Annotated in this window: 15 protein-coding genes; 10 read left to right on the top strand and 5 right to left on the bottom strand. The window is 55.9% G+C overall.

Going from position 1 to position 17,919, the window contains the following annotated elements:
- The first annotated feature begins 23 nt into the window (after window positions 1–23).
- The 3 genes from EDC23_RS10155 to EDC23_RS10145 all read left to right on the top strand — a co-directional run bounded on the left by EDC23_RS10155 (window position 24) and on the right by EDC23_RS10145 (window position 5,581).
- On the top strand, window positions 24–2,966 hold the full coding sequence (locus EDC23_RS10155) for a GAF domain-containing protein (protein ID WP_134084179.1): 2,943 nt from the start codon (window positions 24–26) through the stop codon (window positions 2,964–2,966).
- 257 nt (window positions 2,967–3,223) lie between these two features.
- Window positions 3,224–4,084 carry a DMT family transporter gene (locus EDC23_RS10150; protein ID WP_134084177.1) on the top strand — a complete coding sequence of 287 codons (861 nt, stop codon included), beginning with the start codon at window positions 3,224–3,226 and terminating at the stop codon, window positions 4,082–4,084.
- A gap of 534 nt (window positions 4,085–4,618) precedes the next feature.
- Window positions 4,619–5,581, top strand: coding sequence for a GGDEF domain-containing protein (locus tag EDC23_RS10145; RefSeq protein ID WP_134084175.1), 963 nt, complete (start codon window positions 4,619–4,621; stop codon window positions 5,579–5,581).
- Between the two features lie 161 nt (window positions 5,582–5,742).
- On the opposite strand, the gene EDC23_RS10140 is transcribed toward EDC23_RS10145, so the two are convergent.
- The 3 genes from EDC23_RS10140 to EDC23_RS10130 form a co-directional block, all read right to left on the bottom strand.
- Window positions 5,743–6,240 (bottom strand): hypothetical protein, encoded by a 498-nt coding sequence (locus EDC23_RS10140; protein ID WP_134084173.1) that lies wholly within the window; start codon window positions 6,238–6,240, stop codon window positions 5,743–5,745.
- A 17-nt stretch (window positions 6,241–6,257) separates the two neighbouring features.
- On the bottom strand, window positions 6,258–6,554 hold the full coding sequence (locus tag EDC23_RS10135) for a hypothetical protein (RefSeq protein ID WP_134084170.1): 297 nt from the start codon (window positions 6,552–6,554) through the stop codon (window positions 6,258–6,260).
- Between the two features lie 265 nt (window positions 6,555–6,819).
- Window positions 6,820–7,563, bottom strand: a complete 744-nt coding sequence (locus tag EDC23_RS10130; protein WP_134084168.1) for a sulfite exporter TauE/SafE family protein — start codon at window positions 7,561–7,563, stop codon at window positions 6,820–6,822.
- Window positions 7,564–7,761: 198 nt separating this feature from the next.
- Between EDC23_RS10130 and EDC23_RS10125 the strand changes: the two genes are divergently transcribed.
- From EDC23_RS10125 to EDC23_RS10110, 4 genes are all read left to right on the top strand, one after another.
- Window positions 7,762–8,637 (top strand): ion transporter, encoded by an 876-nt coding sequence (locus tag EDC23_RS10125; protein ID WP_134084166.1) that lies wholly within the window; start codon window positions 7,762–7,764, stop codon window positions 8,635–8,637.
- A gap of 160 nt (window positions 8,638–8,797) precedes the next feature.
- The gene (locus EDC23_RS10120; RefSeq protein ID WP_134084164.1) at window positions 8,798–9,418 is read left to right on the top strand and encodes a class I SAM-dependent methyltransferase; all 621 of its coding nucleotides are present in this window, start codon (window positions 8,798–8,800) and stop codon (window positions 9,416–9,418) included.
- 107 nt (window positions 9,419–9,525) lie between these two features.
- A complete protein-coding gene (locus EDC23_RS10115) occupies window positions 9,526–10,800 on the top strand; it encodes an NAD(P)/FAD-dependent oxidoreductase (RefSeq protein ID WP_134084162.1) in 1,275 nt (424 codons plus the stop codon).
- Between the two features lie 25 nt (window positions 10,801–10,825).
- Window positions 10,826–11,296 carry a hemerythrin domain-containing protein gene (locus tag EDC23_RS10110; protein ID WP_134084160.1) on the top strand — a complete coding sequence of 157 codons (471 nt, stop codon included), beginning with the start codon at window positions 10,826–10,828 and terminating at the stop codon, window positions 11,294–11,296.
- 25 nt (window positions 11,297–11,321) lie between these two features.
- Here EDC23_RS10110 and EDC23_RS10105 read toward each other — a convergent pair whose 3' ends face one another.
- Window positions 11,322–12,371 (bottom strand): class I fructose-bisphosphate aldolase, encoded by a 1,050-nt coding sequence (locus EDC23_RS10105; protein ID WP_134084158.1) that lies wholly within the window; start codon window positions 12,369–12,371, stop codon window positions 11,322–11,324.
- A 284-nt stretch (window positions 12,372–12,655) separates the two neighbouring features.
- Between EDC23_RS10105 and EDC23_RS10100 the strand changes: the two genes are divergently transcribed.
- Together EDC23_RS10100 and EDC23_RS10095 are read left to right on the top strand one after the other, a co-directional pair.
- On the top strand, window positions 12,656–13,735 hold the full coding sequence (locus tag EDC23_RS10100) for a porin (protein ID WP_134084156.1): 1,080 nt from the start codon (window positions 12,656–12,658) through the stop codon (window positions 13,733–13,735).
- Window positions 13,736–14,151: 416 nt separating this feature from the next.
- Window positions 14,152–15,192, top strand: a complete 1,041-nt coding sequence (locus EDC23_RS10095; protein ID WP_134084154.1) for a class I fructose-bisphosphate aldolase — start codon at window positions 14,152–14,154, stop codon at window positions 15,190–15,192.
- A gap of 276 nt (window positions 15,193–15,468) precedes the next feature.
- On the opposite strand, the gene EDC23_RS10090 is transcribed toward EDC23_RS10095, so the two are convergent.
- Window positions 15,469–16,311 carry an amidohydrolase family protein gene (locus EDC23_RS10090; protein ID WP_134084152.1) on the bottom strand — a complete coding sequence of 281 codons (843 nt, stop codon included), beginning with the start codon at window positions 16,309–16,311 and terminating at the stop codon, window positions 15,469–15,471.
- 187 nt (window positions 16,312–16,498) lie between these two features.
- Between EDC23_RS10090 and EDC23_RS10085 the strand changes: the two genes are divergently transcribed.
- Window positions 16,499–17,827 carry a GspE/PulE family protein gene (locus EDC23_RS10085; RefSeq protein WP_134084150.1) on the top strand — a complete coding sequence of 443 codons (1,329 nt, stop codon included), beginning with the start codon at window positions 16,499–16,501 and terminating at the stop codon, window positions 17,825–17,827.
- The last annotated feature ends 92 nt before the right edge of the window (window positions 17,828–17,919 follow it).

Here is a 17,919-nt window from a genome sequence, read left to right as displayed (position 1 = left end):
TAAGGCGATAAAAGGGGCAGTTTGTGAGTCGGGATCAACTCGTTTCCCGCGAGAAGACGTCCGGGGCTGTTGACGCCAAAATAGCCCGTCTGCGCCAATGGCTGGAAGAGAACGTGCCGGCGTCATCCTCCGCCGGGGACGGGTCCGCTGTTCCGGATTCGATTCTTGCCGAGCTGGAAGCGGCCTTTGCGGATTGCGAGACGACCCGGCTGGAATGGATCCAGGCGTTCGATGCGGTGCCCGATCCCATGTTTTTCCATGACCGGGACTACCGGATACTGCATGCAAACCGCGCCTACGCCGATTGTGCCGGGCGCGAACTCGCCGAGCTTGTCGGCCGGGTCTACTGGGAGGTCTTCCCCAGACGCGATGGCCCCCTGTCGGGCTGCGCCAGCGCGCAGGAGCCGGGTGGGCTCAGTGACGAACTGTTTACCACGGCCAAAGGGGCGATCTACCGTTCCCGGGGTTTTGTGGTTTCGAGTCAGGACGATGAGTACCGTTTTTCCGTTCATGTGCTGGAAAATGTGACCGCGGCCGAGCAGGCACGGGAAACCCTCGAGGCCCGGGATCGGCGTCAGGCGGTCCTGGTTGCGCTGGGTGGTCACGCCCTGGAACGCAGCGATTCCGATGAACTCATGCAGCAGGCCGTCAAAGCGGTTGCCGATGCCCTGGCGGTGGAAGATTGCCGGGTGCTGGAACGGTTGCCTTCGGGGGAGGCACTGCGTCTGCGTGCAGCGGCCGGCGACGTGTCTGTGCCGGCGACCATGTCTGTTGACCACGATGTGCTGGCGGCCCGGGTCCTTGAGGGGCAGGAACCGGTCAATGTCGAAGACCTGCGCGCCGATAGTCGTTTCCAGGCGACAAGTTTACTGGTCGAAGATGAGGTGGTCAGCGGCATCGGGGTGCTTATTCCCGCTGTGGAGGCGCCCTTTGGCGTACTGGAAGTTCTGGCCCGCACGACCAGAGTGTTCAGCGATGATGAAGTCAATTTCCTGCAGAGTATCGCCCATCTGCTCGCCACGGCCATTCGTCGCACCCGCTATGAACAACAACTGACGAACAATAATCAACTGCTCGAGACCATGTTCGAGGCCATCGACATCAAGGTGGCTTACCTCGATGCCAAATTCAACTTCATCCGGGTCAACGAGCAGTATGCCCGGGGTGATGAGAAGACGGCCGATTTTTTCCCCGGCAAAAACCATTTTGATCTCTATCCGGATGCAGAGAACGAAGCGATCTTTCGTCAGGTCGTGGAAACGGGGGAACCCTATACCGCAACGGCAAAACCGTTTGAATACCCCGATCACCCACAGTGGGGGATCACCTACTGGGACTGGCGGTTGCAACCGATCAAGGACGACGAGGGCAAGGTCGAGGGGCTGGTATTTACCCTGAACGATGTCACCAGGCATAAACAGGCGGAACTGGCGTTGCAGGCTACCCGGGAGAGCCTTGAGCAGGCCCAGCGTATCGCCCAGCTGGGAAACTGGGACTGGGATATTGTGCAGGGATCGCTGTGGTGGTCGGACGAAATTTATCGCATCTTCGGGCTTGAGACGCAGGAGTTCGAAGCGACCTACGAGGCCTTTCTGGAACGCATCCATCCCGAGGATCGTCAAGCGGTGATGAATGCCGTCGACAGGGCGCTTCAGAACGACGAGCCCTACAGTATCGATCACCGTATCCTGCGCCCGGACGGTACCGAGCGTGTGGTGCATGAGCAGGCGCAGCTTTTTCGCAATGAAAAGGGTGAACCGGTACGAATGGTCGGCACGGTACAGGATGTGACCGAACTGCGCCATTCCGAGATGGTCCTGCAACGGACCAACCGTGCCCTGAGAACGCTCAGTGCCTGTAACGAGGCGCTGGTGCGCACCGAGGATGAACAGCAGTTGCTGGATGAGATCTGCCGGATCATTGTCGAGCTGGGCGATTACCGTCTGGCCTGGGTGGGCTATGCGCAAAGCGATGAGAACAAAAGCGTGCAGCCGGTAGCCCGTGCCGGCTACGACGCCGGCTATGTGGACCGGGTGGCGGCCAGCTGGGCGGAGGCGTCGCCGCGCGGCCAGGGCCCGGTCGGACAGGCCATCCGACAGGCGAAGGCGATCGCGGTTCAGGATGTGGCCAGTGACGAGAATTTCGGCCCCTGGCGGGAGGCGGCACGGGAACATGATTATGCGTCACTGGTGGCGTTGCCCATCATGACCGATGACGCGGTGCTGGGCACGCTGACGCTCTATTCATCGACCCCCGATGCCTTTGATAAAGAAGAGTTCGAGCTGTTACAGGAACTGGCCAACGACCTGGGCTACGGCATAGGCGCACTGCGAACCAAGGCGGATCGGGAACAGGCGGTGAACAGGCTTCGGGAGATGCTCTATGCCACCATCGAGGCCATGGCGCTGACCATCGAGAAACGGGATCCGTATACCGCCGGCCACCAGTACCGTGTGGCGATGCTGGCGGCGGCGATCGGCACCGAGCTGGAGCTGGAGCCGGAGCGTATCGAAGGACTGAGACTGGCCGGGCAGATCCACGATATCGGCAAGATCTACATTCCGGCGGAGATCCTGACCCGGCCGGGCCGGCTCAGCGCGATGGAGTTCGAGCTTATCAAGGCCCATACCACCGTCGGTTATGAGATCGTCCAGGACATTCCCTTTCCCTGGCCGGTTGCCCGGATGATACGGGAACACCATGAACGCCTGGACGGTACCGGTTATCCGGACGCTCTGCGTGACGAGCAGATCCTTTTCGAATCAAAAATACTGGCGGTGGCCGACGTGGTAGAGGCGATCGCCTCGCACCGCCCCTATCGCGCGGCGCTGGGACTCGATGCGGCACTGGAGGAGATCCAGGCGCTAAGTGGAAGCAAGTACGAGCCGGACGTGGTTGATGCCTGCATACGTCTTTTCAGAGACAAAGGATTTGAGCTGCCTGCCGGAGATCGACAGAGCCTTTGAGATAATCAGCGCAAAGCACTAAACAGGCGTTACGAATGACGGATTATTTAACGTTAATCGGGACTGCCGTGCCTGCCAGGGATAACAGCTCCGCTTTCCTGTATTGATATTCGGAATACTTATTTATCCTTGTCAGGTGTTCACGATTGAGCATTGCCTGATTTTGATACAATAGTATCAGGTGCAGGATTCGTTGCCTGCCGGTTTATGTTAGCTTAATGTTTAGTCATTATTGATTCGGCGCGACAGGAAACGGTATGCACCCGACTCATAAAGGCCTGTGGGCCGTTCATTCCGCCGTTTTTCTGTTCGGATTGACGGCACTGTTTTCCAGGCTCATCGCCCTGCCGGCGCTGGAGATTACCCTTTTACGCAGCCTGTTCGCCGTGGCGGCGCTATGGGCGGTGATCCGCTGGCAGGGTGATCCGGTAAAGTTACAAACACGGGGTGATTACGCGACCGTTTTGTTGCTCGGCGTTCTGCTGGCCGGTCACTGGGTAACCTACTTTCATGCCATGCAGGTCTCCTCCATCGCAGTTGGTGTAATTGCATTGTATACCTTCCCGGTGATGACGGTGTTTCTGGAGCCGCTGTTTCATGGTGATCGGCCTCACTGGGTGGATGTGATCAGCGGCATCGGGGTGGTATTTGGAATCTATCTGCTGGTTCCCGAGTTTCGCCTCGATAATGCCACGACACAGGGGGTGTTGTGGGGCATGCTTTCGGCCCTGTTGTTCGCCTTGCGTAATATCGTCCAGGGACGCTACTTCCGCCGTTATCCGGCCAAGCAGGCATTGATGTATCAGATACTGATCACCATCCTGGTGCTGTTGCCGTTTGGTTCGGCGGTCATTCCGCAAGTCAGCACTGCTCAATGGAGTCAGCTTCTACTGCTGGGCGTGATATTCACCGCTTTGCCGCATACGCTTTTCGCTTTCAGTCTGCGTAACTTCAAGGCCAAAACCGCCAGCCTGGTCGCCTGTCTGCAGGTAGTCTATGCAAGCCTGTTCGCTGCATTACTTCTGGGGGAATGGCCGACGGCAACCACGATCCTCGGCGGCTTGATCGTTGTTTCTGCTGCCATGTTTGAAACATACATGGCCGGACGGCGTGTTTGAGCCGCAGGATAACACGCTGCTTCTCGAACATGCGACCTGGTATGCCTGTCGTGGGTGGGTTGGATAATCAGCCTGTTCGCATCAAAACCTGACTGCTGTATTCAGGCTGGTTATAACCGACTTATCAATCCTGCTCTTTTCGGTTCCGTCTTGCCGGAGGCTATCCAACAGGCCATTTGAATGTCACGCGCCTCACGCCCGGTGAAACACCCTCATGAAATAATGGGGTATTGGCAATCCACGCCCTGTAAACCGGCCAGGGTGAACAGCTGAATGAACATTCCGGATACCGGTACAGGGTGTGTTCCCTGCACTTTCCGGGAGACGCAGGGGCATACGTTCCTGTGCTCGGCGACCCGGCAGGTATAACGCATAAGCCGAAGATTGAGTGATCCGGATTTCGATGCGGGTATTTGACCCGGTGGCTGGTTAATCAGGCGGCGAGATTTGCGTAGTGTGTAGCAAAAGTGTTCCTGCCCGCGCATCGAAAACCGAATATAGTAAGGAATAGACTATGTTATGAACTGATGTTGTATGAACCACAGGGTTTCTATTGATGAGCTGGCTGAACTGTCCCTTTTACGGGGAGTGAAGCAGGCCGATTTGAACTGGTTGCTTAACCAGTGTGAACTGATTCACATGAAAAAAAACCGGGTTTTGCTCTCTCCGGATCAGGATAACGAAACAATCTATATTCTGCTGGATGGTCGGCTAATCGTTCAGTTCAGTCAGCAGCAAGGTGGCATACAAACCTATGTTGAGCGGGGCGGATGGGTCGGTGAAATGTCGGTAATCGACAATATGCGCCCCTCAGCGACGGTTATAACCGATACCGATGTCAAATTGCTGGCGATACATGCCAGTGTATGGTGGAATTTAATCGAGCGCTCACATGTTGCCGCGCGGAATTTCCTGCGCGCTGTTTCCTTTCGCTTGCGTGAAGATAACAAGTTGATTACCGAAGGCATGGAGAAACAGCGTGTTTTCTCGGAAAAGGCGCAGACCGATTCGCTGACGGGATTACGCAACCGCCACTGGCTGGAAGAAAAGCTACCGGAAATTATGCGGGAGCAGGCCGTAGGTTATCCGCCAAGCAGCATAATTATGCTGGATATTGATCATTTCAAGCAGTTCAATGATCAGTATGGTCATCTGGCAGGTGATAGTGTATTGCAGCGTGTTGCAAACGTAATTCGGGATAACCTGCGCGAACATGATGCGGCTGTTCGTTACGGGGGCGAAGAGCTGATTCTCGTTCTTCCTGATACAAGTTCTCAAAATGCGGAACAGATTGCACAGCGTCTACGAATGCTTATTCGTGAGAATAAAATCGAAACCTGTAATGGCGAGGCGTTGCCCGCAGTCAGTGTCTCCATTGGTATTTATACAATATGTCAGGACGACACCCCTGAGAAGATATTCAGCCGGGTTGATGCCGCGTTGTATCAGGCCAAAAAAGCGGGGCGCGATAGAGTTGTCATATGGGGCGCGGCATGACGCAACTGTCTTTCCGGAGTTGTTATACATCCGGACGCGTGTTATTGGTTCTAACCAGTCAGTCGGCGGCTGAGATGTACGACAGGCTTTCTGTTACCCGTTTGGTTTTAAGCGCATCCAAAAAGGTAAACGTATACTACACGGCGGTTGAGTTTTTGGGCTTATATCCTGCCGATGATTTCCAGACACTTCTGCCTCAACTCTGCAGAGCGACTTTCGTCGATAGTCAGGTCCACCATTTTCTTGCAACGGGTAATGGCCGCTTCCAGGCCGTCCGGCGTATCCGGGGCTTCACGCAGCATCCGGGTGATTTTTTCAGCATCATTGCCCAGCACGAGAATCGCCGCATCCACCAGTTTCGCCTTGACGGCCTGGGCATCGAAGGATCCGTCACTTTCCAGATCTTCGCTCTGTTCCGGCCTGGTATTCAGTTGCTGCCAGGCCTTGTTATTGGCCTCGATAAAACCGTCCAGTGCGAGGCGTTCCAGCGCTTGCTCAAGACCGTCTAATCCCGCAGCTTTGTTGTGCAACTGATTAATGTCCGATTGGCCATCCACCAGAATCAGAACCATGCGGAGTTTTCGATCGAGATTTGCGCGGCGTGTGGCGATCGCCTGCTCACCAGATCGGGTTTTCGAGAAGACAATGGATGTATCCATGACAGACCCCTCCCGTGTTACTCGCTGAGCGCAAGAATAATGCGTTTGATGAGTGAAATGGTTACCACGACATAGATCGCCCCGAACAGGAAAATCACCGCAACCACGCTGTGCAGGGTATTCACGGGCAGTTGCCCCATAAACGGCATGGCTATATACCCCAGGGCAAACAGCACAACCAGTGCCGCCAGGATTCTCCAGCGTCGGCCAACCATTCCGCCCTGTATATGTTCTTTTAATGCAAAGACCTGCCATAAGGCATACAACATGGTGATGACGGCCAGTATTGTGATGATCAAGCTGATATTTTCCATGGATGGGGCCCCTCCGGAAAAGTGTTAAGTGACTCTGGCCGATGTAGCAGGCCTGCTTTCCCTGATAAACCACAGGGAAATTAATGATGTTGTTATTTTAAATAATAGTACGCATAGAATGTGTTACAAGTCACAAAACAGCCGGGTCGCCTGTCTTGAGGGAGCGGATTCAGCATATAAGCAAGTGGTAACGCGTTTTATCTTGCCGGAAACCATCTCGCCCGGTACTGAACCGCCCGGTTAGTTTTTTGGTGCACCGACGGGATTACGAGGTTTTCGTCAACAGCGCGACGCCGCTGATGATCAACAGTATGCCGATGGCATGTTGAAACTGGCGCTGGGTAATCGAGGTATGAATATGGCCACCGATATACAAACCGATTGCCATCAATGGCAATGAGGCCGTGATCCAGAACAGAATTTCCAGATGATATAGCCCCGCCGCCGCGTAACCGACGAGGCGGATGCCGCCTTCGATGAGAAATACCGTGGCGATGGTGGAGCGGAACGTATTTTTGGACAGGCCGCGCAACTGATAATAGATAACATACAGGGGACCGCCGGTTCCGAACAGGGTGCCGACGATACCGCCCAGCGAGCCCGCGGCAACGGACCAGCGGGCGCTGCATTGGTGGCGATTCAGGGTCGGGCCGATAAGGCTGTAGAGCGCGAACAGTAAAACGAAGCCTCCCAGCGCATTGCTCAGGGTCGACCTGTCCAGGTTTTTCAGCAGGTACAGGGCCAGCGCGACTCCCAGTATGGTAAACGGCAGGACCGTCAACACCTCCCGCCAGGCGGTGTGTCGACGGTGGCGCCAGCCATGCACGAGGGACGCTGCCACATCCACAAAACTGATATAGGGGACCACGAAGGTCAGCGGCATAAACAGCGCCAGCAGTGGAATGGCGATTAAGCCGGAACCGAAACCGGTGATGCCACGAAAGATATAGGCCGCGAGCAGGATGGCGCCGGTCGTCAGCAGCAGTTCTAACGGAATTGAGGGGAACATGGACGGGGAGTTTATCACTCCCCGGACCGGGGCATCTGTTTTGCGCGGAAATGGCTGGCTGCACAAACGGGATTACCGGCCGGGAGGCAAAAGCTGGTAAACTGCGCCCGCCCCGGGCCACAGGCTTCGGGACAGGTGCGGTCTGTCACTGTCGGCAGGCCGGGGTGTCAGTCAAAACTCTTCGAATCTGTTATTACCATGGTCGATGTTATTCTCCGGGACCTGGATCCCGACTCACTACGTGCTCGTGCCGGACGCTGGATCGAATCGTCGCGCACCCAGTATGCGATCATCGCGCTGATCATTGTGAATGCGGTGATCCTCGGGCTGGAGACTTCCGGTACCGTGATGGCACATATGGGACCGTTTCTGATCGGTGCAGACAGGATTATCCTGGGCGTATTTGTGGTGGAGATTGCCGTCAAGCTGTTCGCCTACCGGCTGCGGTTTTTCAGCGTGGCCTGGAATGTGTTTGATTTTGTCGTGGTGGCTATTGCCCTGATCCCGGCCAGTGGACCGTTGGCGGTACTGCGTGCGTTGCGTGTATTACGTGTCCTGCGTTTAATCTCCATGGTGCCCAAGCTGCGCTTTATCGTCGAGGCGCTGTTGCATGCCGTGCCGGGGATTGCCTCGATCGCCGGATTGATGCTGTTGCTGTTTTATGTCTTCGCGGTGATGGCAACCGGTCTGTTCGGTGACTCCTTTCCCGAATGGTTCGGTTCGATTGGCGCGTCGATGTATACCCTGTTCCAGATCATGACCCTGGAGAGCTGGTCGATGGGTATCGTTCGTCCGGTAATGGAACAGTATCCCCATGCCTGGCTGTTTTTTGTGCCGTTTATCCTGATTGCCACTTTTACCATGCTCAACCTGTTCATCGGGATTATTGTGGATACGATGCAGACCATGCATGAGGCCGACCATGCCCGGGATCGCGGCGAGATCGAGGAGACAATCCATCAGGAAGGCGGGGCGATCGAGGAGGAGATCCGCGCCCTGCGAAACGACATTCGGGCATTGCGTACGACCCTGGCCAGCGAACAGGCCAACCCGGACAACAACCGCGTCGATTAACCGGCGTTTTTCAATAACCCGCCTTAACCTGCCTTCTCATCCCGCTCGTAATTGATCCTGATCAAGGTGTGATGGTGCCCTTTGATCAACAAGAGTAAATCGCCACCGGCGATAGCCGATGCACGTCAGCTAACCACGGTCAAACGGGTATCAAAACAGCATGTCTTTTTCACGACGCCAGCACTGGGAGCAGATTTACCGGGACCGGGATGCCCGGGAAGTGAGCTGGTATCAGCCCCGTCCCGAGGTCTCGCTGGCGCTTATCCGGCGCGCCGGTTGTGGTCGCGACGCCCCGTTGATCGATATAGGCGGTGGCGCGTCCACCCTGGTGGATTGCCTGCTGGAAACCGGTTATACGGATCTAAGCGTGCTGGATATAGCCGAACCGGCATTGCTGGCGGCGCAGCAGCGATTGGGTCCCCGGGCGGCGGATGTTGACTGGATCACGGCCGATATCATCGAATTTGCGCCCCAGCGCCGATACTCTCTCTGGCACGATCGGGCGGTGTTTCACTTTTTGACCGAGACCGCGGAACAGGCGGCGTATGTTGCCGCCCTGCGCAAGGGGCTGCAGGTGGGCGGTCATCTGGTGATCGGGGCCTTCTCGCTCGATGGCCCGCAGATGTGCAGTGGTCTGCCGGTGCGGCGCTATAATGCCGAGTTGATGGGCCAGACACTGAGTGACGGGTTCGAGCTGCTTGGCAGTCGCGAGGACGGGCATCAGACCCCGGCGGGCAGGATGCAGCAGTTCTGTTTCTATTTATATGTCTACCGGGGTTGAACGGCATAAAAATTGGAAAATTTCATCAATTCTGATCTTGGTCAATTCCATTTCCGGTTTTTTGTGCCACTATTCAATAGATATAGTATAAATTCTGGAGGCTTACTGTGGCACATATCGTGATACTGGGTGCTGGTATCGGTGGCGTACCCGCCGCCTACGAGATGCGCGAGGTGCTGGGCAAGGCGCATGAGATCACCGTCGTCAACGCCACCGATTATTTTCAGTTCGTTCCCTCCAATCCCTGGCTGGCGGTCGGTTGGCGAACCCGACCGAAGATTACCGTATCGATCGGGCAGTATCTGAAGAAAAAACAGATTGGTTTTATTGCCAGGCAGGTCGATGAGATCGACGCGGCCAACAATGTACTCAAACTCCAGGATGGCGAGACGGTCAATTACGATTACCTGGTGATTACCACCGGGGCAAAGCTTGCCTTTGACGAAGTAGAGGGGTCCGGACCGGACGGTGGGTTTACCCAGTCGGTCTGCACGGTCGACCACGCGGAAAAATCCTATGCCGATTTTCAGAAGCTGCTGGAGGATCCTGGCCCTGTGATTGTGGGTGCCGCGCCGTTTGCCAGCTGTTTCGGACCGGCCTATGAATATGCGGCGATTCTGCATCACGCGTTGAAGAAACATAAAATCCGGGACAAGGTGCCGATCACCTTTGTGACCAGTGAACCCTATATCGGCCACCTCGGCCTGGGTGGTGTCGGCGATTCCAAAGGCATGCTGGAGCACGAATTCCGCAATCGACATATAAACTGGATCACCAATGCCAAAACGACCCGGGTCGAGGATGGCAAGATGTATGTCGATGAGTTAAACGAAGAGGGTGAAGTCAAAAAGCAGCACGAGCTGGAATTCAACCATGCGATGATGCTGCCCGCGTTCAAGGGGGTCGATGCCGTAGCCAATGTGCCGGATCTGTGTAATCCGCGTGGATTTGTTATGGTGGATGAGCATCAGCGCAGTAAAAAATATCCGAATATTTTCTCGGCCGGGGTCTGTATCGCCATTCCACCGGTGGAGCCGACACCGGTTCCGACCGGTGCACCGAAGACCGGTTACATGATCGAGTCCATGGTGACCGCGATTGTGAACAATATCCATGCCGAGCTGGAAGGTCAGCCGGTCGAGTCCAAGGGCAGCTGGAACGCCTTTTGTCTCGCGGATCTGGGGGATACCGGAGCCGCATTTGTCGCGATTCCACAGATTCCGCCACGCAATGTGACCTGGTTCAAAAAAGGCAAGTGGGTCCACTGGGCCAAGATTGGCTTTGAGAAATATTTTCTCTACAAGATCAAACGGGGCGTTTCCGAGCCCCTGTTTGAAAAATGGGCGTTGAAAATGATGGGGGTCGTCCGCCTGAAAAAGTAGGCAGATTTACCCGGGGGGAGGAGATATGCCACAAAAGAGTACCGATAACTGGCTGGTACACGATCATCGTCGTTTTGAGGAGACCGTCAAGCAATGTGAGCTTGCTGCCGGTGCCGAAGACTGGAAAACGGCTGTGCAGCTGTTCAATAGCGTGAGTGATGATCTTAAATTACATATACAAATGGAAGACGAGGTGATTTACCCGTTTTTCAAACAGGAAGTTGCGGATCCGGACGATGATCTCGGGGATCTGATGTATGAGCATGACAATCTGGAACGCTTGCTGAACGATCTGGCCAAGGTGATAAAAAACCGCAATTTCGATCACTTTGAGACCTCCCTGGAGCCGCTCTATCAGGCGATGGTCGAGCACAATGCGCACGAAGAAGAGGTGCTCAAGCGCATGGGCGATGAGCCCTTGCTGACCAATCGCGACAGGATTGTTCAGCAACTGGAGTCCATCAAACCCGGTGTGAGTCGTAACTGGGAGTTTTGATTACGGCCTGGCCGGCCAGGACCGGTCAGGCGATAGTGACATCCGCGTCCCGATAGACATCCTGGATGGCATTCAACAGCGCGACGCCTTCCGCCATCGGTTTCTGAAATGCCTTGCGGCCGCTGATCAGGCCCATACCACCGGCCCGCTTGTTGATCACCGCGGTCCGTACGGCCTGGTGCAAATCATTTTCACCGGAGGCACCGCCGGAATTGATCATGCCGACCCGGCCCATATAGCAATTGGCGACCTGGTAGCGGACCAGGTCAATCGGATGTTCGGAGGCCAGTTTGTCATACATACCGGGGTGGGTTTTGCCAAAACCGATGGCGTTGAAGCCGCCGTTAAGGGTCGCCTGCTTCTGTTTGATGATATCGGCATCGATGGTGGCCGCCAGGTGGTTGGCCTGGCCGGTCAGATCCGCCGCGGTATGATAGTCATGGTCCTGCTGTTTGAAAGCGTCATTACGCAAATAGGCCCACAAGACCGTCACCAGCCCCAGCGAGTGGGCATGTTCAAAGGCCTCGCTGATCTCCATGATCTGGCGACGGGATTCGGGTGAGCCGTAGTAGACTGTGGCACCGACGGCCACGGCGCCCATGTCAAAGGCCTGGTCGACACTGGCAAACAGGGTCTGATCATAATGTTTGGGGTAGCTCAGCAGCTCGTTATGGTTGATCTTGAGGATCATCGGAATTTTGTGGGCATAGTCCCGGGCCACTGATTGGAGCACACCGAGGGTGGAGGCAATGGCATTGCAGCCTCCCTCGATGGCCAGCTCAAACAGGTTGGCCGGATCAAAATAGGCGGGATTGGGCGCGAACGACGCACCGGCAGTATGCTCCACGCCCTGATCCACCGGCAGAATCGAGACATACCCGGTGCCGGCCAGGCGACCCTGTTGAAATATGGCATTGAGGTTGCGCAACATCGCCGGTTTGCGATTCTTGCGCGCCACAACCCGTTCCAGATAATCGGGGCCGGGCAGATGCAGGTCCGCGCCGGGCAGGGTGGTACAATGGTGATTGAGTAGATCGTCGGACTCGTCGCCGAGAAAAGCGGTAATATCGGTCATTATCTTTCCCGTGGTGGCCTCTGGTGTACCGAACAGCATGCCACATGAAATTGACTGCGCTAAGGCAGCGGAAACGCACTGTTAACTACAAGCATAGTCAATTTTTGGAAATTGTCTTCAGAATTATCGACAAGGGAGAGTCAGGGAGAAATTGATTATCATTTTCAATTGAAAGAATGTGAGATCACAATTCAGGTTCACAGAATTAACGGATGATACTGAATAACATTGTCTCGTAATTCGTGTACCACAAGTTTAAACACAGCGCTCTGAGGAGTCATTGAATGAAAAAACAGCATTTACTTGCCGGATCCATCCTTTTTTTTACCCTGCCCGGGATGGGGCAGGCGGTTGAATTGATCGGCAAAAAACTTGAACTGTATGGCAAGGCGCATGTCTCGCTCGATTACAGCGATCCGGATGCGACGGGCGAGGACAGTCAGTTTAGTGTATCGAACAACTCGACCCGCATCGGTTTCAAGGGCGAGCATGAGATCAATCCGACCATGACGCTGCTGTGGCAGTACGAACAGAACGTAGATATTGCCGAAGGCGGCGAAGGCAGTAGATTTGGCTCGCGTAATAGTTTCCTGGGGCTGAAAGGTCGCTTCGGTCAGGTGCTTGCCGGCCATTACGACACGCCTTCCAAGTCACTTGGATCGAGCTGGGCGATGTTCAGTGACACGATTGGCGATCGACGCGCGATTCTCGGCGCCTACAGTGATGGGTATGGCAATGTGCTCAATGATCGGGCGGAGAATGCCATTTTATACAGCAACCAGTTTGATGCGCTGGAATTACGTGCCATGTATTCGGCCGATCCCTATTCTGACAATGTTAGCGGCGGGCAGGATAACAACGACAATGATCTGACCAGCGTGTCGCTCACCTACAGCGCGAGTCAGCTGAGCGTCGGTGCCGCACTGGAACAGTGGTCAATTGCTCCTGCACCTGATGGTGCGACAGAAGAAGTCGACAACCTGCGTCTAACGGCTACCTACACCTTGGATCAACTTCAGTTCGGTGCCATCTATGAGTCCACCGACAGTGATGATACGACTTACGACCGGGACGCATACGGGGTGAATGCCAAATACCGGTTCGACGAGGCGCTGGATATGCGCGTGCAGTATCTTGTCGCGGACGATCACAGCGGGCAGGCCGACTCCGGCGCCCAGCACCTGGCGCTGGGGGTATTCAACCAGCTGGACAAGGCAACCCAGATCTATGCGGCCTATACCCTGACCGATAATGACGCCAACGCCAACTATCAGGGGATCGACGGCGGTCACGGTGACGAGTTGACCACCGAAGCCGGTGGCAGTCCCTCCGCCATCTCTGTGGGTGCGGTCTACAAGTTCTGAGGCCGGCTGCTTTTAACAGGGTGTAACACCAGACGGATCTGTCATCCCGTGACAGATCCGTTTTTATTCGGACATTACCTCTGACGCTGTTGCGTCTCTCCCTGGTTGTTTATTTAATAAACTGAAGTTATAAAGCACGCCTGATCCTGCATTTTTTGTCATAGCTTATTCCCTTCTATTTTCTACCAGTTTGTAAATGCCCGGCACGAGCGCGCTTGCGCCGCTTTTATGGTGCACTATGAGTGCAACTATCGAATACCGGGTTGTGACATAAACAATATTTTTTAGCCGTGAGCGACTTTCTGCGCTAGCTTTACACGAGACATTCAACCCGTTGCCGCTATCCCGGACCGTCGCTTGATGTGCCGGTGCCGGGAGTGGCGCGTTAAACGCAACCAGTAACAGGAGGTCGTGGAATGGATCACGCTGCACTGAAACAGACCGCCACTGCCATGGTGGCACCCGGTCAGGGCATTCTGGCAATGGATGAGAGCAATCCAACCTGCGGCAAGCGCCTGCAGGCGGTGGGGGTCGAGAATACCGAGCCCAACCGGGTGACCTATCGGGATTTGCTGCTCGGTACGCCGGGGCTGGGTGACTATATCAGCGGCGCCATTTTGTACGACGAGACCATTCGCCAGAAAAATCCGGAGGGGCGCGCCTTTACGGAACTGATGCAGGAGCAGGGCATTATTCCCGGTATCAAGGTCGACACCGGGGCCAAGGATCTGGCGTTGCATCCGGGCGAGAAGGTAACCGAAGGACTGGATGGCCTGCGTGAACGGCTCGAAGAGTACCGGGGTTTTGGTGCGCGGTTTTGTAAATGGCGCGCTGTGATTACCATCGACATGGAAAAAGGCCTGCCCGGTCGCGGTTGCATTGAGGCCAATGCTCATGCCCTGGCACGCTACGCGGCGCTGTGCCAGGAAGCCGGGCTGGTGCCGATCGTCGAGCCCGAAGTGTTGCTGGACGGCGGCCATTCCATCGAGGATAGTTTTGCCATCACCCGTGAAACCCAGCACACGGTCTTCGAGCAGCTGTATCGGCAGAATATTTTCTTCGAAGGCATGGTACTCAAACCCAGCATGGTGCTCAGCGGCAAGGAAAATGCCAAACAGGCGAGTGTTCAGGAAGTGGCCGAACGTACCCTTGAGTGCCTGCAACAGACCGTGCCCGCGGCCGTGCCGGGAATCGCCTTTCTCTCCGGCGGGCAGAGTGACGAGCAGGCCACCCAGCATCTGAATACCATGAACCGGCTGGCGGCGGAGCTGGCGCTGCCCTGGCGGCTCACCTTCTCCTATGCCCGTGCCCTGCAACATCAGGCACTGACAACCTGGAAGGGCGATCCCGCCCGGGTCGAAGCCGCCCGCAAGGCGTTATTGCATCGGGCCAAACTGAATTCGCTGGCAAGTAAAGGCGAATACAGGGATGAAATGGAACGGCAGGAAGCCGCCTGAACGGGACCGACAATCGTGTCTCAGGGCCTGGCCGGACGGTGATGACGCCACCGTCCGGCCTTTTTGATTCTATTCCCCGGCTATTTGCTGATCAGTGTGACGTGGGGTATTCCGGAACAGGAATGCCGTGGCGTCGGAGAGTCGCGTCACGATCCGCCAGGCTCCTGATGCGCAAGCCGGTTATGAGTCGGGGGGCGCCTGCCGAGGGTTCTTCCCGGGGCGAGTGGCCCGCAACCGGGCGTGACCGTCCCGGGATAAGCGCGATGATCAATGCGCTCAGGGGGTTGCTGCCCTGTTCTCGAAGGCTCGGCCGATGAGACGCGCGGCGTTCTGGTAGCGAATATTCTCGGCCACGCTGTCGGGCAGGGCGGAAAACATGCCTTCGTACCATGCCAGTGTCGCTTCGATTCGTTCCCAACGTTCGGGCCGGTAGGTGTCGACACCGAGCATAAAGCGATCGGCGTGTTTGACCAGCAGCGCCTCCCAGTCGGGTAGAAAACGGCTGGCGGGATAAATATCCCGGCGAAATGAGAGATCGGCCCACAGATCGGGATAGGTCTCCATGAGCTCCCTGACCGTTGCGGCGTTTTCAAAACCGGCGTGGGCCCAGAGGATGCGGGCATCGGGATCGTGCGCGTACAGTCGGTGGATGGCGTCGGCGTCAACATGGGCGTGGAGTATCAGATTGTTCTCGCGTGCCAGCTGGACCATTTTCCTGACCACGGGCAGATCAGCCTCCCTGCCCTGCAGATGAAATTCACCGATCGCGATATAAGAATGCTCGGCCAGCTTTTGTTCCAGATAGGGGATGACACTTTCGTCATGCATCCACTGGGAACGTTCGCCGCGCTGACGGTAGGGCCGCAAGGCGGGAATGATCATCTCCGGAGCGGCACGGTACAGCCGCCGTGTTCCGGTATCGCCGGTACTGGAGACCAGGGCCCGGGTAATGCCCGCCGCGCGCAGTTTGTCGAGCGCCGCCTGCGGGGAGAGGCTGTCCCAGACGTCCTGGCTGTAGTGAATATGCACGTCGAAGTATTGCTGGCCGGCATGGAGTGTCTGCGCAACAGGTGTTGCCAGTAACAGTGCCGGGATCAGCCGGGAGAAAGACCGCACCATGTTGTACTCTCCATCGTCAAACGGTCGGGTTTGGTTATTATTCGATTCCTCTTACCTGGCGGTCAATACAGAATGAGTGATCCGGCTTGTAAATTCCACCAAAACCCCGGCAAAATAAAGTATCACCCATCAAGCATTGACCGCAGCCAGTCTGTGAGTTCGGTCGGAGTTTTCGTAAGGTGTGCCTATGAACCAGCAGCATGATGAGGAGCGCGAAGCGCAGAGTGTCGGACTGGCCGTATCAGATAACTGGCCGCGTACTCTGCATTATCGTCTGGTTCGGGAGCTTCGGCGGGTCCTCGAACAGGGGGATGAGGATCGGGAAGAGAGCGTTGAGGATCTGCCGCTCGAGGCCGAGGCATTACTGCTCGATGCCATGCGGGAGCGGGCCACGGATATTCATATCGATGCCAGTTCCAGCGGTATCCTGGTACGTTTACGGGTGGATGGCCGGATACTGGACGGGGCGTTGCTGGCGGAGCGGGAAGGACTGCGCCTGATCAACCAGTTCAAGGCGATGGCCCGACTCAACATCGAACGCCGTTTTACGCCCGAGGAGAGCCGGATCAGCTACGTGCTACAGGATCAGACGATCGACATGCGCCTGACCTACGCCCCCACACTGCACGGTCATAAACTCAGTATCCGGATCTTTCAGCCGCTGGAGGATGTGCTGTATCTGCAGGAACTCGGTCTGCATGAACAGGGGCTGGAGCAGATTCAGGAGTGGATCGACAACATCAGCGGAATGTTGCTGGTGGCCGGCCCGACAGGCAGCGGCAAGACCACCACGCTCTATAGCCTGCTGCACAAACTCAAGCTGCAACAACGCAATGTCGTGACTATCGAGGATCCGGTGGAGTACGAAATTGACGGCATTAACCATATCCAGGTTGATCTGCGCCATGGGCTGGATTTTGCCTCGGGTGTGAAGGCGATGTTGCGCCTGGATCCCGATTATCTGATGCTCGGGGAAATTCGTGAAGCCGCCTCAGCCCGTGCTGCGATTACCGCGGCGACCAGTGGTCGGGCTCTGATGGGGACATTGCACAGTCGTGATGCGGTCGGGGTTATCGATACGTTGCGTAATTATGATCTGAGTGGTCAGGATATCTCCTCTACACTGGTGCTGGTCATTGCTCAACGACTGGTTCGCAAATTATGCCCGCATTGCAGGGTAGAAACCGAACCCGATGAGAGCGCCCAGAACTGGCTGGAAAAACTGGGGCGTCGGCCACCTTCCCGTGTCTGGCGCGCCGAGGGGTGCGAGCAGTGTCATAATACGGGGTATCACGGGCGCACCGGCATATTCGAACTCTGGCGCATTGACCCGCAGGAATATCAGTTACTCCTGGAAGGTGCCGATCGCCGAACGCTCTACCGACGACTCAATGATCGTCGACACCGTTTTCTGATTGATGACGGTCTGGAAAAGGTTGCCGAGGGTGTGACCAGCCTGACTGAATTGCAGGCAATGGGCGGACTCAGTACACTGCCCCATATTGATATGCTGTGAAATAATCCTGGTAGTTAAAAATATAAACAACGGCGCCATCATGATGTGCATTCGGGGACAAGGAACAGGTTAAGTCAGATCCATTTACCGTT

Origin of the sequence: Thiohalophilus thiocyanatoxydans (genome assembly GCF_004366735.1) — a bacterium.
Taxonomy (GTDB): domain Bacteria; phylum Pseudomonadota; class Gammaproteobacteria; order UBA6429; family Thiohalophilaceae; genus Thiohalophilus; species Thiohalophilus thiocyanatoxydans.
The sequence above is the reverse complement of the archived record's forward strand: the minus strand, read 5'-3'. Positions and strand labels throughout refer to the sequence as shown.